At 43.7% G+C, this 16,278-nt stretch carries 12 protein-coding genes and 3 pseudogenes; 9 read left to right on the forward strand and 6 right to left on the reverse strand.

What is annotated here, in order from left to right; genetic code table 11:
* Positions 1–67 precede the first annotated feature (67 nt).
* The 4 genes and pseudogenes from CZ360_RS00730 to CZ360_RS00745 all read right to left on the reverse strand — a co-directional run bounded on the left by CZ360_RS00730 (position 68) and on the right by CZ360_RS00745 (position 4,506).
* Entirely contained in the window at positions 68–1,306 is a 1,239-nt protein-coding gene (locus CZ360_RS00730) for an MFS transporter (RefSeq protein ID WP_077532300.1), read from the reverse strand.
* A gap of 38 nt (positions 1,307–1,344) precedes the next feature.
* Positions 1,345–2,019, reverse strand: a complete 675-nt coding sequence (locus CZ360_RS14175) for a DUF4190 domain-containing protein (RefSeq protein WP_205411091.1) — start codon at positions 2,017–2,019, stop codon at positions 1,345–1,347.
* A 97-nt stretch (positions 2,020–2,116) separates the two neighbouring features.
* Positions 2,117–2,857 (reverse strand): annotated as a pseudogene (locus CZ360_RS00740) (nucleoside recognition domain-containing protein); the annotation flags it as partial.
* 56 nt (positions 2,858–2,913) lie between these two features.
* Positions 2,914–4,506 carry a recombinase family protein gene (locus CZ360_RS00745; RefSeq protein WP_077532302.1) on the reverse strand — a complete coding sequence of 531 codons (1,593 nt, stop codon included), beginning with the start codon at positions 4,504–4,506 and terminating at the stop codon, positions 2,914–2,916.
* 338 nt (positions 4,507–4,844) lie between these two features.
* On the opposite strand from CZ360_RS00745, the gene CZ360_RS00750 reads away from it, so the two are divergent.
* From CZ360_RS00750 to CZ360_RS00790, 8 genes and pseudogenes are all read left to right on the forward strand, one after another.
* Complete coding sequence (locus CZ360_RS00750) at positions 4,845–5,237, forward strand: sigma-70 family RNA polymerase sigma factor (protein ID WP_077532303.1); 393 nt, start codon at positions 4,845–4,847, stop codon at positions 5,235–5,237.
* 266 nt (positions 5,238–5,503) lie between these two features.
* A pseudogene (locus CZ360_RS00755) lies at positions 5,504–6,472 on the forward strand (AAA family ATPase); the annotation flags it as partial.
* A 440-nt stretch (positions 6,473–6,912) separates the two neighbouring features.
* Complete coding sequence (locus tag CZ360_RS00760) at positions 6,913–7,215, forward strand: plasmid mobilization protein (protein ID WP_077532305.1); 303 nt, start codon at positions 6,913–6,915, stop codon at positions 7,213–7,215.
* A gap of 4 nt (positions 7,216–7,219) precedes the next feature.
* Positions 7,220–8,590: a relaxase/mobilization nuclease domain-containing protein gene (locus CZ360_RS00765; protein WP_159438057.1), complete on the forward strand. Its 1,371-nt coding sequence runs from the start codon at positions 7,220–7,222 to the stop codon at positions 8,588–8,590.
* Positions 8,591–9,145: 555 nt separating this feature from the next.
* Positions 9,146–9,478 carry a hypothetical protein gene (locus tag CZ360_RS00775; RefSeq protein WP_077532308.1) on the forward strand — a complete coding sequence of 111 codons (333 nt, stop codon included), beginning with the start codon at positions 9,146–9,148 and terminating at the stop codon, positions 9,476–9,478.
* 432 nt (positions 9,479–9,910) lie between these two features.
* The gene (locus CZ360_RS00780; RefSeq protein ID WP_077532309.1) at positions 9,911–10,600 is read left to right on the forward strand and encodes a metallophosphoesterase; all 690 of its coding nucleotides are present in this window, start codon (positions 9,911–9,913) and stop codon (positions 10,598–10,600) included.
* Between the two features lie 375 nt (positions 10,601–10,975).
* Positions 10,976–12,214 (forward strand): annotated as a pseudogene (locus CZ360_RS00785) (IS256 family transposase).
* Between the two features lie 82 nt (positions 12,215–12,296).
* Positions 12,297–12,827: a DDE-type integrase/transposase/recombinase gene (locus CZ360_RS00790; RefSeq protein WP_407656909.1), complete on the forward strand. Its 531-nt coding sequence runs from the start codon at positions 12,297–12,299 to the stop codon at positions 12,825–12,827.
* A 151-nt stretch (positions 12,828–12,978) separates the two neighbouring features.
* Here the strand turns inward: CZ360_RS00790 and CZ360_RS00795 are convergent, their stop codons facing one another.
* Both CZ360_RS00795 and CZ360_RS00800 read right to left on the reverse strand, forming a co-directional pair.
* Positions 12,979–13,815 (reverse strand): AraC family transcriptional regulator, encoded by an 837-nt coding sequence (locus CZ360_RS00795; protein WP_159438058.1) that lies wholly within the window; start codon positions 13,813–13,815, stop codon positions 12,979–12,981.
* 139 nt (positions 13,816–13,954) lie between these two features.
* Complete coding sequence (locus CZ360_RS00800; protein WP_077532311.1) at positions 13,955–14,935, reverse strand: AraC family transcriptional regulator; 981 nt, start codon at positions 14,933–14,935, stop codon at positions 13,955–13,957.
* Between the two features lie 223 nt (positions 14,936–15,158).
* On the opposite strand from CZ360_RS00800, the gene CZ360_RS00805 reads away from it, so the two are divergent.
* The gene (locus tag CZ360_RS00805; protein ID WP_077532312.1) at positions 15,159–16,268 is read left to right on the forward strand and encodes a glycoside hydrolase family 183 protein; all 1,110 of its coding nucleotides are present in this window, start codon (positions 15,159–15,161) and stop codon (positions 16,266–16,268) included.
* Positions 16,269–16,278: the final 10 nt, after the last annotated feature.

Here is a 16,278-nt window from a genome sequence, read left to right on the forward strand (position 1 = left end):
TTTTTATATCCTATGCAAAACAGGCAAAAAAAGATCAGGAGATGCACTTTATTCGTGCATCTCCTGATTATTCTTCTATTGCTTTCTCTTTACGGAAAAATATCACACCAATCAAAAGCGCCATCGGGAAGATAATAGCTGCCAGCAGCCCGCATTTTAAGCCGATCTGCGCCATCGCCTGGCCGGTCTGTTCACTCAGGCCTGCCGCAAGAGTAGTTTTCTGCGCCAGATCAGACACAACGCCGGCAATCCAGGGGCCTACTGACCCGCCTATATCGCCGAACACCGCCATCATACCGAACATCACCGTCCCACCCCTCGGGAAAGCGGCTGCGGCCATGCTAAATGTACCCGGCCACATCAGACTCACGGACAGTCCGCAGAAGGCGCATCCCAATAAGGAAAATACCGGAAGCAGTGCAAAAATAGTGACAGCATAGCAGATCACGCAAAGTCCGCCGCAGATGGTTAAAGCCTTTTTCAGGTCGATGCGGTGGCCAAGGATTCCATATGCAGCCCGTCCAATCCCCATCAAGACGGCAAACAAGCACGGCCCCAGCAAATCGCCCAGAACCTTGGAAACGCCTAGCCCTTCCTCCGCGAATAGGGATGACCACTGCGACATGGTCAGTTCACTTGCACCCGCGCACATCATCAGAAGAAGAACCAGCAGGAACATCTTCGATTTCCGCAGCTCCTTCCAGGACATCAGCTTTTCCGCCTCTTCCGGCTGGATTAGCGGAATCCTCATGAAGCGGAACATATTGTAAAACGGAACCACCGCCCAAACAATCGGGAGCAGGAACCACCAATCATTCCCGATCAAACGAATGACTAATGTGGAGATTAGTACGACTCCCATCTGTCCCCAGCAGTAAAACGAATGCAGCAGGCTCATTGCCGAGGCTTTTGCATCGCCGGGGAGAGATTCTACAATCGGGCTCACCAAAACCTCGATAAACCCGCCTCCCATCGCGTAAATAACTACCGCAATCACCAGCCCGAAATAAGGGGAAGGCAGCAGCATCGGCAGGGTTCCCAGCAATACCAATCCCAGAGTGCAGAACAAATGCGCCCAGACTGTGCAGAAACGGTATCCGACCCGATCGGTAATCTTGACCGCAATGAAATCAGCCGCGATCTGCGTCCCGAAATTGATGAGCACCAGACGCCCAACCTCTTCATAGGAAAGGGAAAAACTCGTCTGAAAAATAATAAACAGCAGCGGAGCCAGGTTATTGACAATTGCCTGGCTGATATATCCTATATAGCAGGAATGCAGGGTGCTTTTGTAATTTGGTTTCATGGTTTGAAGTTCCTTTGCTCTGTATTATAATTTTATGTTTAGAATAAAATGGATACAATTCCCAAGACCCACCAGAGGACAGAAACGACCAGAAAAATAATGCTCAGTACCAGGCCTGCTGTAGCCTGGCCGCGTTTAGTCGATTTTCTTCCTGTAATTCCAGTAATAATTCCCATGACGGTTATAATTACGCCAAGCAGCGGAACCAGCCATGCCACGATACCCACTAGACCCAAAACCAGTGAGGTTGTCGCTTTTCCGGTTGGATTGTGTACTATCGGCTGTGGTACCGCCTGATAAGGAGCCGGCGCACTGGGTGCATATCCCATTGCAGGAGGGGTCATACTCTGCTGTGCCTGCAATGGCACTGCCTGGCCATTTTGCTGCTGAAGAAGTTGAATCAATGTCATCACCCGGCTCTTAAGCTGTTCCTTAATCGCAAAGCCCCAAAAGCCGTCCAATCCCATCTCTCCGCAATAAACGCCCGGAAGAATGGCAAATTTCAGCCACGCCTCTAGGTGCACCTGTCCGGCATAATAGCTCACCTTGATAAATTGCGGCGCCGCCAGCATTCCAATTCCTTTTTTCCAGACCCTTTCCCCGTTATAATCGGTCAGTTGAAAGCCTTCCTTGGCGAAAAAATCGGTCAGAATAAATCCGACAAATTCCTCCGGCTGGTTCACCTGGAATTCAGCCACAAAACGTTTTCCCATCTCATCTCCTCCTTTTCTCTTTTCTATTGTATAGAAAAGAAAACCCATTGTCAAAGGGAAAATGAAAAACCTCCCGGTTTTTCATTTTCGGGAGGCTTTATACCAGGCCAAACGCCCTGGAAAGAGTGGCAACCACAAAACAAACCGCCAGGCCAATTACGGTTGGAATAGCAAAGGACAACAAGGTCCATTTTATGCTCTGCGTCTCCTTTTTGATCGTCAGGCAGGTGGTAGAGCAGGGCCAATGCACCAGGCAGAACAGCATGGTGCAGACAGCAGTCAGCCAGGTCCAGCCGTTATCCACCAGCAGTTCCTTCAAGGCAGCCAGATCGGAAAATTCAGTCAGGCTTCCGCTTGCAAGATATGCCATAATGATAATCGGTACGACAATCTCATTGGCCGGAAAGCCGAGGATAAAAGCAAGCAGAATTACGCCGTCCATTCCAAACAGATTGGCAAACGGGTCAAGGAAATTGGAACAGTAGGCCAAAATTGTCGTACCGTCAATGGTAATGTTGGCCATCAGCCAAATCACCAGCCCGGCAGGCGCCGCCACTGTTACAGCCCGGCCCAGTACAAACAGTGTGCGGTCAAAGATAGACCGTACCAGTACTTTTCCGATTTGCGGGCGGCGGTAGGGCGGGAGTTCCAGGGTAAAGGACGAGGGAATCCCTTTTAGAATCGTTGCCGATAGCAGCCGGGATACCAGAAAGGTGAGCAGAACGCCCAGAATAATAACGCCTGTCAGAATCAGCGTGGAAAGGATGCTGTTCCACGGGCTGGCAGCTACTCCGACAAAGAACATGGTAATAATAGCAATCAGGGTCGGGAATACGCCACCAACAGTCCGGCAACTTTTGAGAATTTGCCGACGAATAAAGGGCTGAAATTGCTTTATTCGCCGTACATAAAAATATCTAAGTCCTCTCCGTCCCATTCAATGCGGTCAATCAGCAGACGGATAATCTGCCGTTTCTCATATACAGACAGATTATTAAACTCATTACTGAAAGACTGTAATGCGGAAACAATCGCATAAGTGTCAATCACCTTATGATCATCGCCCTGCAACAGTGTTTCCAATTCCTGCTGCAAGTTTTCTTTCTCTGCCGTTTTTTCATTGAGCTTTCGGTCAACCGCTTGGATGGCAACCGCACTTAATGAACTATCCGTAAGGCGTTCGGTTAAAATATCAAGCTCCGATTCGATAGCTTTGACTTTTTGCTCTGTCGCTTTGATTTCTTTTTGCTGATCGCCGCTTTCATATTCACTGATTTTGCTTTTCAGTTCGCCGTACAGGTCAAAATCATCCAGCTTGTTTCGGATAAAATCGACCACCAAATCATCTGTCTGCTTACCCAAAAGATTTTTACAATTACACAAAGCTGTTCCGCCCTTTAGCTTGCTGGAACAGATATAGCTGTAATTTTCTTCATCATTGCTTCGCCGTTTTGTGAACATTTTTTCACCACAGTCGGTGCAATAAATCAATCCGGAAAGCAACCCCAATTCTGAGGTGTTTATTATTTTTTCCTTGCTGTTATCGTGAAAATAATTCTGAATAAATACCCAATCTTTTCCGCTGACAATTCCATGATGCTTGCCGATTGAAATAATCCAATCGCTGATATTGTTTCGCTTCGCACCTTTGGAATAATCCCGCTTATTGTATGCCGTCACGCCGAAACTGCCGTTCCAGTCTTTTTTGTTTCGACAGATATCCGCATTGTTGGAATGAAAATATTCGTATACGTCGGAATCTGCAATGCAGTAAACAGGATTGGAAAGGATCTCCCGAATCCCCGGAATGGAGAAAAACTTACCATTTGCTTTTGATTTGATATTTTCCCGAATGAGCTTTTTGCTGACACCCGAAACAGACGGGTTTTCTAAAAAGGTTTTATAGATCAGCTTAACGGTTTCGATTTCATCGTTAAAAATAAGAGTATGCGAGGTTTTCATTTTGCCGTCCATAATGACTTCGGAAAGTTCGGTGCTGTCAAAGCCGGTCGGCGCCGTTCCGCCGAGCCACCTTCCAGTGCGCGCCAGCATATGCATATTATCCCGCACACGCTCGGCAAGCGTTTCCCGTTCCAACTGCGCAAACACCGAAGTAATATACATCATCGCTCTGCCCATCGGTGAAGATGTGTCAAAATGCTCCTTGATACAGATGAGATGAACATTTTTCTTTTCAAGTGTTTCAATCAATCCCGAAAAGTCGCTGACATTACGGCTCAATCGGTCAAGCCGATAGCAAACGATATAATCGAAATGCTCCGTTTCCAAATCGCGCATCATTTTTTGAAACTGCGGGCGGTTTAAGTTCTTCGCGGAAAATCCCTCGTCCTCATAAACGAAAAGCTCTTTTTCAGAGCCATCGTCCAAAGAAAAGCCTGTATATTCCTTGCACATTTCAATCTGATTTTCAACCGATTCGCCTTTTCCAGTAAAGAGCGATTTTCGGCTGTAGATGGCTATTTTCACTTTATCACGCTCCTTTTATAAAGTATGAAATCCAGTTGTATGGTAGCATAGAAAATACAAATAGTAAAGTAATATAAAATAAACTTTTCCTATTTTTCACTTGTAAGCAAACAAATGTTCTGATATAATGAAAACAGTTCCTTTCGGTCATTAGGCGAAAGCCTGTGATAAATAAAATTTTTAAAAAGCCGATGAGGTCACACCTGTGTGGCCTCAGATTTCTCGGATGCGCCTGAGGCAACAATGCCTTTCTCAGGATAAAAACCTTGAAGTCAGCAGTAAGATGGTGCTGTTTCGGCCACCAACCGTGACCCTTCCCTCGGTGGAAAGGAACACTTTTGGAAAAAACCATTCACTACGGTGATAGCGAACTTTCAGTATCAAATGAGGTCGCAGAATTTCTGGAGAGCGACAGAAAAAGACGGGTTGCAGAAGAACGGAGCGACCGCAGACACATTAGTAAGAGCGATTCCGAAACAGTATCGGCAGTTGTTCATGACGATTCTTTCAGCGATCCGACTTGGGAAACCGTTCTCCGAATCCTCACGCTTGAAAAACTGCAGCAAGTGATTGCCGAACTTACGGAAGATGACCGAATTCTAATCTATCTGTACTTCTACTGTGAATGGACGATGGAACAGATCGGAGAAGAATTCGGTATCAGTAAGATGGCAATCTCCAAGCGGCTGAAAAAGTTGCTTAACCGGATGCGGGAGTCTATGGAAACATAGGCTTCCGTATTTTTTTACATCATTTTTCAAAAAACGGTTTACAAACCGTTTTTAACTGTCCTTATAAGTAGAGGGATAAATTTCAGAGCATAGATTTCACTTTTTTATTTTGGTCTGATGCTTTCTGAATTTATCCCTCTGCTATTTTTTTATGTAAAGGAGATGGTGACGAATGCCTGTCTGCAAGATAGCTACTGCTCCTACATTTTATTTTGTGAGAACAGTAGCTGATTCAAGAACAATTTTTAAAGGAGATTGTTACAATGGAAGAAAACACATTACAAATCATCCGGATGTCGGATGTGGAATTACAGCCCGTAAACTGGCTGTGGTATCCGTATATTCCCTTCGGCAAGGTTACCATCATTCAAGGCGATCCCGGCGAAGGCAAAACAACGCTTGCTCTGCGGTTAGCATCGTCTTGTTCAAACGGAACGGCTCTGCCTGGAATGGAACAACGCACACCGTTCTGTGTCATCTATCAGACCGCAGAGGACGGGCTTGCGGATACCGTCAAGCCTCGGCTCATAGAAGCCGGCGCAGACGAATCGATGGTACTCAATATCAACGAGGAAAAACATTCCCTCACATTTTTAGACGAGCGAATTGAAATTGCCATCACACAAACAAACGCCAAGCTGTTGATCCTCGATCCGATGCAGGGATATCTCGGAGAGAGGATGGATATGAACCGAGCAAATGAAACCCGTGAAGTGATGAAAGGGATTGGAAAGGTGGCGGAACGGACAGGCTGTGCTATTGTGCTTGTCGGTCATCTGAATAAAGCGGCAGGGGTTACCAGCGCCTATCGCGGTCTCGGTTCGATTGACTTCCGCGCGGCAGCGAGAAGTGTTCTCATTGTCGGTCGGCTGAAGAAAGAACCGAACACAAGAGTTGTGGTTCACGATAAATCATCCCTTGCGCCCGAAGGAAAATCATTGGCTTTTCATCTCGGAGATGAGGACGGTTTCTATTGGCTGAACGGTTACGATGACATCTCCGCTGACGATTTGCTGTCCGGCGGCAATGAATACAGAGAAACCAAAACAGGTCAGGCAGAGGAACTGATTCGGGAAATGCTGTCGGGCGGGAATGAAATTCCCTGCGAGGAGATCTTTAAAGCCGCCGAGAAGAGAGGAATCTCCCGAAGAACAGTCAACGAAGCCAAGAAACAAATCCCCGAACTGCGGACAAGGAAGGTCAGTGTAAATTGGGCGTGGTCGCTAAAGCAATGAAGATTGCAACATTGCAAGTGTCTCCTACGTTGCCTCCTTCAACATTGCAAAAGAAGATTGCAGACCACAGTGTCATTGCAATGTTGCATTGTTCTTTTTCTGCCCGCTTAAGGCGGACAGAACGCCCATATTATGAGTCGTTTCTGCACCTCAAAACAAGGAATAGAGTAAACACTCGACCGAGCAGCAGAAAAGCCGTTGTGGGCGGTTTGTGGGGCGAACAGGGCGAGAAGATACGCCCCGCACATTTATCTTTTCTGCTGGAATTACCGATTGAGAAACAACGCAGGATTTACGGCCTTTTTTCTCTCCCTTGGAGAGAACCAGCATCGCCTTCGGCTGTACGCCGACCGCACAGCGGCCGCCGCCCTGCCTTCAACAGCTTGGGCGGGCAGAAGCCCTGCACCCACTTTTAGAACGACGAAAGGAGCGAATCGCTTATGAAAACAAAACGCTTGAATTTCCGCATATCCGATGAAACGGATGCGGTTATCCGGGATAAAGCAAAGGCAGCAAAAATGAGTATTACCGATTATGTTATCTCCGCCACCACACAGAAAGAAATTATCAATTTTGAAGGATTATCCGAGGTGGTAACACAGATCAAAAGGCTCGGAAACAATGTGAATCAACTACTGATCCTTGCCCGGCAAGACAGAATCAGAACTGTTAATTTGTCAGAAACACAGGAAGAACTGAAACAGATTTATGAATTGCTCTCCGCCATATTGCGCCGGAGGTGATGCTGTGGCAATCGTACACTTTATCAATTACCGAAAGGCACAGACCAATGCCGGAATGATGTTCGTGCTGAACTATACGATGCAGGATACGAAAACGGTTGCAGACGGCAAAAAGTTTGTCAGCGGAATCAACTGCACTCCTGCATCTGCTTACACAGAATTCAGAAATACCAAACGGTTATACGGCAAAGAGGATGGCAGACTGTTCTATCATTTCGTGCAATCGTTCCCTGTAGTCGAAAACATTACACCCGAGACGGCACACGAAATTGCATTGAAGTTCGCATCGGAATCGGACAAGCTGAAAGGCTTCGAGATAGTCGTGTCCACCCACTGCGACCGGGATCACATCCATTCTCACTTTGTGATGAACAGTGTAAATGCAGAAAACGGTAAAAAGTTTCATATCAGTGAGCCGGAAGTAGAAATGCTGATGAAGGAATCTGACCGTATTATTCAGCAGTACGGTTTATCTGTTCTGAACCCGCAGGAAAAGAAATCGGTCAAGCCAATGTCCGACCGGGAATATCGTTCGGCTAAGAACGGTGAAAGTTGGAAACTCCGGCTTGCCATTGCAATCGAAGATGCGATGGCGCTGGCTATCAGCAAGGCTCATTTCATTGAACTGATGGCGGTGGAGGGCTACTCGGTCAAGTGGACGGACGAGCGAAAGTATATCACCTATACCACTCCCGACGGTTTCAAATGTCGGGACAACAAATTACACGAAGAAAAATATCTTAAGGAGAACATGGAAAATGAATTCAGAATACGAAAGGAAATCATTGCAGTCCTTGAAAGACCAAGCGCGCCAGCAGATGCAGACCGCTTCGAGAGCCGAGCCATGTGTGGCGGTTACCGAGCCGAACTGGAAAGCGATGATCGGCTTGCAGAAAACGCAGACGGATATGCTGACAGAGATTTTGGAAGGTCAGATGCAGCTTGCCACCAAAGCAGATTTGACGAGAATACTTCGTCAGCAGAACGAAACGCTGATGGAATTTACAGAGGACTCCGAAACGATAACAGTGGAATTTCAGGAACAGATGGCGGAGAGCGCTCAAGCATTTGCCGAACAGACGAATACGGAAATGCAGAATATATCATCACAGGCTGGGAGAATGAGCGAGCTGTTCTCACAGAGTCTCTCTATGGCGGAGGACAGGATGAAGAAGTGTTTGAAGAAAGCATTTTGGATTTCGCTGACACCGACAGCGGCGCTCATCATCTGGGAACTGATACGGCATTTCTGTTTGCAGAGCTGACCGATATCATCGACAGCACTCCTCACGTTGAGGACTGCACTACCATGAAGTTACCCCGGCAGAAAAAGAAAAAAGAGCAAAACCGCGGTCCCGTCATGGGCGGGATGTAACAGCCGAAAGGCGGAAAGGATTGTATGATAAATAATACCCAAAACAGCCTTGGCTATGACCATATCAAATAACTGAACGAAGGGAGCGAAGATAAAAACGAATAACGGTTGTGACAATAATGTCACAACAAAACCTAAAATGGAATAAGACAACCTATCCGCCTCGTAAGATTTACGGAGGTGGGTATCGATGAAAAACAACAGAATCAAGAATATCACGATACACACCATTCCGATTACGAGCGAAAAAAGAGTACAAATTGAATCTGTGCTTTCCCGGATATATGCGAATCACACCGCAAACGCACTTGATAGTATACCTCTATCAAACAGGGAAAAAGCAGATATACTGAAGAAGATAATAAAAAATCGTTCAGTATAAAACTTGGCGGAGATACCGTAAAAAGTATCTCCGCCTCAGTTTTTATATTAGCGTGATGTCATTAAAAGGAGATTGTCAAGCAACTGATTTTATTTTAGTGGAATTCTGTCTGGATTCTTCTGCTTTTCTGTGGTATATGTTTGTAATGCCAATCGGCAGAAAGGATGAAAATTATGCAGGATAATTTAGAAAAAATTGGCGCAAGAGTTTATCTCTACGAGAAAGATGCGCTGATTAAAAAGATCACCTATATCTATGCGGACGGAACAGAGGGCGAGCCGTTGCCCCGAACAATTCATCTCGGTATGTTTACAGACTCTATCCTGTTCGGAGAGGAATGTCAGATCAGATTTTATGTTTATCCATTCTCCCTCCGCCTATACGATACGGATGTGGACAGCTTTGAATTCATCAACGGTGCAGACCGTACTGTAAACATTTCCTGCTTTGGAAAGCAGATAACGCTTTCGCCGGGAGAAAACGGAAAGCTCACAAATTGCGAATAAGAAAATAACTATCCGCCGCCGGCTAAGTCGGCGGCTTTTTTAGCAAAATCACTTGCTCTGTAAAAATTTATGTTGGAACAAAAAATTACATAACGGCACAAAACCACCCAAAATAATGAAACGAGCTACTAACAAAAAACTGTCTCAAACGCAAAGTTGAGGCAGGTTTTTATCTGTTATTTGATTATATGTTGATACCTATGTTCTATACTTTTATTGCGAAGGTGGGAAAGTTCTTCAAAAGTCAGTTTGTATTAAGTGGTTTACTCATCCAACCAACAACGATATAAAAATAAAATTGATATTGCCAATTGTATGACAGCATACCATTATATTTTAACCGACGAACACCTGAAAGAACAAAAGAAAAGAAATTCCTATTTGTTGGAGTTTCTCGGCTTTTACGAAAAAGATACGGAGGAAATATAATCTATGATTTATGCAATGTCTGATCTGCACGGCTGTTATGATAAATTCATCGGAATGTTGAAAAAAATACATTTTGATGAAAATGATACGCTGTATATTTTAGGAGATATCGTAGACAGAGGTGCGGACGGAATCAGACTGTTGCTGGATTTAGCGGAACGCAAAAATGTCATTTGCCTGCGGGGAAATCATGACCACACGGCTTTCCGAATGCTGAACTATCTGAAAGCTCCTGCGGCCTTGCCTTTTGCGAACAGTTTGATTGAAATATATCAGATGTGGCTTTCCGACGGCGGTTACCCGACCTTTAAAGCATTTACAGCACTCGATGAACAGTGTAAACAAAAGGTGCTAGCTTATCTCAATTCATTTCCGATCTTTGATGAAATCACCGTAGCAGGTCGCAGTTTTTTCCTTTCTCATACCGGACCCGAAAAAGAAAAAATGCAAGACTTTGATTTGTGCCGGATGAACGATTTTTTGATCGGCGAAATCGAATATGAACAGGTGTATTTTAAGGATAAATTCTTTGTTTCCGGGCATACGCCAACCGGACTGATCGATGAAACATACAGAGGACGGATTTATCAGAAAAACAACCACATCGCTATTGACTGCGGGGCTGTTTTCGGGAATCCGCTGGGGTGTATTTGTCTTAACACCTTGGAGGAGTTTTATTATAACGATAGGTAAAAATTCAGAGCCGAAAAAAGCAAAAATTCTCGGAGCTATGGTTCTTTTTAGGTGTATGACATCTTGTTAAATCTTGAAAGCATTGATTCTCTTAATAAAAAGTTGTCAAACAAAGTATACTGTAAGCAAAATAGTCGTAGTTTAGACAAAGCATTGTGGGTGTACGGGTATATTAAATGCGCTGATAATATTAGCAAATAATATGATTTTAGGGACTTGAAGTAATTCAAGTCCCTAAGTTTTAACGTGCTTTAACCGGTAGCGGAAAAACAGATGGCATGTTTTCAAATAGCGAAGTGGACGCGAGACCATCCCCAATATTGTGTAAACCTCCGATGTGGTGTAAAATAGAGACAACACATTGGAGGAATTTTTATGTCAAGAAGAAACAGAACCCCGGAAGAAAATGAGCGCAGAGCCAAAATCAGCGAATTGCTGAAAGTGGCAAAGATCAGCAGTATGTCGGACATATAGGATTTGTTCAAGGAAACCATAGCCGAGTTTATGGAAAACGGGCTGGACGCGGAGCTGGATGACGAGCTCGGTTACAGCAAGTACGATTACAAAAACAAGGATACCGAAAACAGCCGGAACGGACACAGCAAAAAGACTTTAAAAACCAGCTTTGGAGATATAGAAGTTGAAACTCCGCGCGACCGCAGGGGCGAATTTGAACCGCAGTTACTCAAGAAAAACCAAACCGGTATTGCGCAGGATGTTGAAGAAAAGATATTATCAATGTATGCCAAGGGAATGACCACAAGCGATATAGAATCGCATATACGGGATATATACGGTCTTGAAGTGTCGGATACTACGGTAAGCCGTATTACGGATAAAATTCTGCCTGTCGCAAAGGAATGGCAGCAGCGGCCGCTTGAAAGTATTTATGCGGTTGTATTTATGGACGCGATTCATTACCATGTTCGCAGCGAAGGTCAGATTGTAAAGAAAGCGGTGTATATCGCTATCGGAATCAATCTTGACGGCAGAAAGGATGTACTCGGTATGTGGGTCGGCGAGAATGAAAGTGCGAAATATTGGGCAACCGTGCTGAACAGTCTTCGCAACAGGGGCGTGGAAGACATCTTCATTGCCTGTACCGACAACCTGACCGGCTTTGCAGACGCTATCGCGGCTGTTTATCCGAAAACAGATATACAGAACTGTATTATTCATCAGCTGCGTAATTCCAGCAAATATGTCTCGTACAAGGATATCAAGGCGCTTATGGCTGATTTAAAGGCGGTTTATGCTGCTGTGGATGAAGAAGCTGCATTACAGGCATTGAACTTGTTTGCAGAAAAGTGGGACAGCAAATATCCAAAAATTTCGCTGTCCTGGCAGGCAAACTGGCCCAACTGAAGCACATATTTTAAGTTTCCCGCAGAGGTGCGCCGCCTTATTTATACCACCAATGCAATCGAGGGTTTCAACCGTCAGCTCCGGAAGGTCACTAAGTCCAAATCGGTCTTTCCGACCGATGACAGCTTGTTCAAAATGCTTTATTTGGCTATGATTGACATCACGAAAAAGTGGACTGGCAGACGGCAGGATTGGAGTATTATTCACGCTCAGCTGGCGATTTATTACGCCGACCGTATGCCGGATTAGCACAGTCCGAACCGAAAGTAAAGGGTAAAATGAACGGCAAGTCGCCCTTGACCTCTGGTTCTGCCAGTGCTATATTGCAAATATGGCAGCATCGGAATACTCCGCTGCCGCCATCATATATTTTATTCTGTTTTACATCGTGTTTTGGAGTTTACACAATATTGGGGACACACCCGAAATAAAAGCATCTGATGGAAAGTTGTATGTTTCAGCAATCTTTGATTGCTACGATTTAGCTGTATTGGGGCTTGCTATGGATACAAACATGAAGGCTACCCTTTGTGAACAAACCTTAGATAATGCCTACAAAGCGTACCCAATGATCCAGGGAGCTATCATTCACAGCGACAGAGGTGCACAGTACACAAGTGAGTTATACCGAAACGCAATCAGCAAATATGGCATTCTCCAAAGCATGTGGGCAAGATTCAAAGAAGAATTACTTTATGGACGTTACGATACTACTTCAATGACAGTAGAACAGTTGAAAACACTCATCTGGAGATATTTCATAAGCTATTGGAATAACAGGAGAATCTGTTCTGCTAATGGTGGTTTATCTCCGATGATTAAGCGTCAACAATACTATGATTCATTACAGGAGGCAGCATAGGTCGAACATCCTTGAGAAAAAAGTGTAAACCAATATTGACAATATCAAACCATGTTCAAAGACGTACCATTGTGGTACGAAAAACGTATAAAAAATGTATGAAAAATGCCTTACTTTATGAAGTATCAACGCATTTTCCGAGTTATGAACCTTATAAAAATTGTCCATGAGACGAGGGTGCGAGAAGCAAATCATGAATAGTTTCAGACATGCTGGAGATTGTTTTTAAATAATCACTAGGTGAAGTACCATAATAATTTGTAAATGTTTTATAAAATTGCTGGTAAGAACTAAAACCGGTTTTCGAAGCAATATCCTGCAATGATTCATCGCTATCTGAAATAAGCCTTACCGCCATTTCCAGACGTTTTTTCCTAATATACTGAGACGGGGAGCTATCTTGATAATTTTGAAAGATGCGTAATAATGTATGCCTGCTCATATTAAGATGATTGGCGATCGAGGTAGTGTTGATGTCTTCACAAAAGTGGGCATCGATATATTGCAATATTTTTGACATTTCACTAGGCTGATAGGATTTTGTGCAAACAAAATCTGATGAGTTTAGGATGCGTAATATTAACAAAATGATTTCATCGGATAGGTTGTTGCACATCTGTTCATACCATACTTCAGATTGCATTCTGAGCTCGTGAATCTGCGCGAACAAATTTTTGAAGTTGCCATACATTTCCGATGTCGGAATAATCGGCGTATAGTTAGAGGGTAATAGATGCTCAGGGGACAACGGAGCCACCTCCAGCTCTTTTAATTCACAGCTGTATAGCTTGAGGCTTTCACCGAAATGTTCAAATTGATCGAATCCTTCACAGTGAATGATTCCGGGATTAATAACTACCAAGTCACCTTTTTTTACTTGATATTTTCTATTGTTTAGAAATACATGGCCCGTACCTGCAACGATAAACAATAATTCTAGATTATTATGTATATGTTTTTTTGACTGTAAGGTGCAACTTGTTTCCAATAAAGATTCTCCTATGACATATGCGCTGTGTTTTAAGTGAAAAAAATTTTGATTAAATGTGTTAATGGTATATAGGGACATAAAAGTTTTTAACCTTTGCTAAGCAAAGCAATCCTTTCCAAGTATTTTATGCGCTCAATTATAAAATCTTTTCAGAATGTTCAAGAGTATGCGTTGCCCATCCGCTATCCAGTTCCTTGTAGGCTTTTGACATAGTGCGATATTGTGTTGGGGAAACGCCAGTCTGGGTGCGAAAATGCAAGGTGAAATTAGTCGCATTTTCATAACCAATACAGCTTGCAATTTCTTTAATGGGACAACTGGAGGCAAATAATAATTTTTTGGCCTCATCTATCCTCCGCATCTTAAGGTATTGCATCGGCGGAAGGCCGTAATATGTCGTGAAGCAGTGGGAAAGGTAGTATTTACTAACGGACAATGCCGCAGCCAAATTCTCCAGATGAATATCTTGATGCTGTTGATAATGCACGTCGAGGTAGCTCTTTGTATGGATTGCGATTTGCGCCAGGGATTTCTTGTTTTCACTATTTGACGGAAAATATTGTGGATATAGTCGCAGGATTTGTAGCATCAAGATCTCTAATCTTTTATAAACAATCTGTTCATATCCAAGCTCCTGATGTTTGCTTTCTTCAAACAAGACATGAAAGCAGGAGGGAATCAGAGTGTTGTTAAAATTCACGGTAGAAACTTGTTCTGCATTTTCAGGAAGCATTTGATTCATTTTCAGATTTTGAATTTGGAAAGACCGGATTCTTAAATGATAGACTGCTATTTTTTCGGTTGTTGCGGTAAAATCCTCATAATGCGGCTGCATAGGGTGATATATCACTAAACTGCCTGGCTTTACTGGATAACACTTATTTTCTATTATCACGCTGCCGGTACCATGTAATATAAATAAGATTTCTGTTGCGTCCTCATGTGAATGATTACTGATCCAGTAGCCCTGTACCGATTCCATCAAACCAATTTCTACTAAAAGCGGCTGATGAATAATGGGCGTATATCCTAAAGAGCGAACTGATGACCCCTCGTGTACTATTTGTGCCGGATCGTTGAAATGATCCAGGAACTCCAAGTCATTGTTTTCCAGCATTCTGTTTCGCCTCCTTTTGTAGATAATCAAACTAGTATATTGACGATTTTATACTATTTGCACCAAAAAATCAACTATATATTTAAAAATATGTCGTATTGAGCAACAACTATATATTTGTTGCTACAAAAAGATATAGTCACCTCAATCATCCTTTTGATAAAATATAACTAACAAATTCGTTGTGTATTTGTATTGATAAAAATTTGAAAGGAGCAATAATATGTACGAAGCAAAGTCTTATCGAATTACAGAGGCAACGACGCCCCCATATCCAAAATCTGATTATATTGTGGAGGCGGAATTTGATCAGCGCCGCTATCATCAGGCAAATGGCGACATGTGGCCTGTAACATGGGGATTGGACGGCCATTTATACGGAGCGGCTGGTGACAACCGGTTAAGCCCTATGAATTTTTGGAGGGTTCGCGGTGAACCACAGCTTTCACAAAAAAGCCAGCAGAACGCCTGGTTTGCGGACTTAATCAATAATCTTCCGGTAGACCCAGTTACCTATTGCAGGCGCCCTGACGTCGATGCGACTATGGGAATTAAACCGGCCGGTCTGCTGGATGTAGAAGGCTGCATGTATTTTGCGGTAGAGCTTCAGAACTATGGAACAGATCCGGACTTCACAAGGCAAGAAAATGTTTGTGGATGGATTATAACCTCATGGGACTATGGAAAAACCTGGAACGTATCCGCTACTCCGACAGATTTTTTTACAGGCCGGTTAAGTTCAGTCCATTTTGTTCAGCAAGGGGGACCAGGCTATCGCTATGCTCCGGATGAATACGTTTATGCAATTTTTCCTTGTGCACATGATGGAAAAAGCTATTGGGAAAACGGAGACTGTATTTTGCTTGGGCGTGTGCCAACGAAACACATCATTGACAGAGAATATTGGGAGTTTTACATTGGCTGTGAAAATGACGAACCGATTTGGTCCAAGGATGACAGCAAGGCAGTAGAAATTTTTACATACTATCATATGTGCGGAGAGAATCATGTTAGTTATAATGCTGAGATAGGCCGTTATATTCTTGGGAATTATTCGTTCCTGGATGACGAAGGGAATCCCCGACCGAATCATCAGGGGAAATGGCCGGATAGCGCATACCGCAGTCAATTGACGCTATACGAATCTGAAAATTTATGGGGGCCCTGGAAGCTGTTCTATCAAGATGATAACTGGGGAACATATGGCGATTATCAGCCGGCGTTTCCTCAGAAATGGATGTATAATCATGGGAAGACCATGTATATGGTTTCATCCGGCACCTATGATGATTACAATTTTACTGTTCAAAGGCTTGATATTAAATTAAAGTAAATCATATATC

Origin of the sequence: Massiliimalia massiliensis, from assembly GCF_900155615.1 — a bacterium.
Classification (GTDB): domain Bacteria; phylum Bacillota; class Clostridia; order Oscillospirales; family Ruminococcaceae; genus Massiliimalia; species Massiliimalia massiliensis.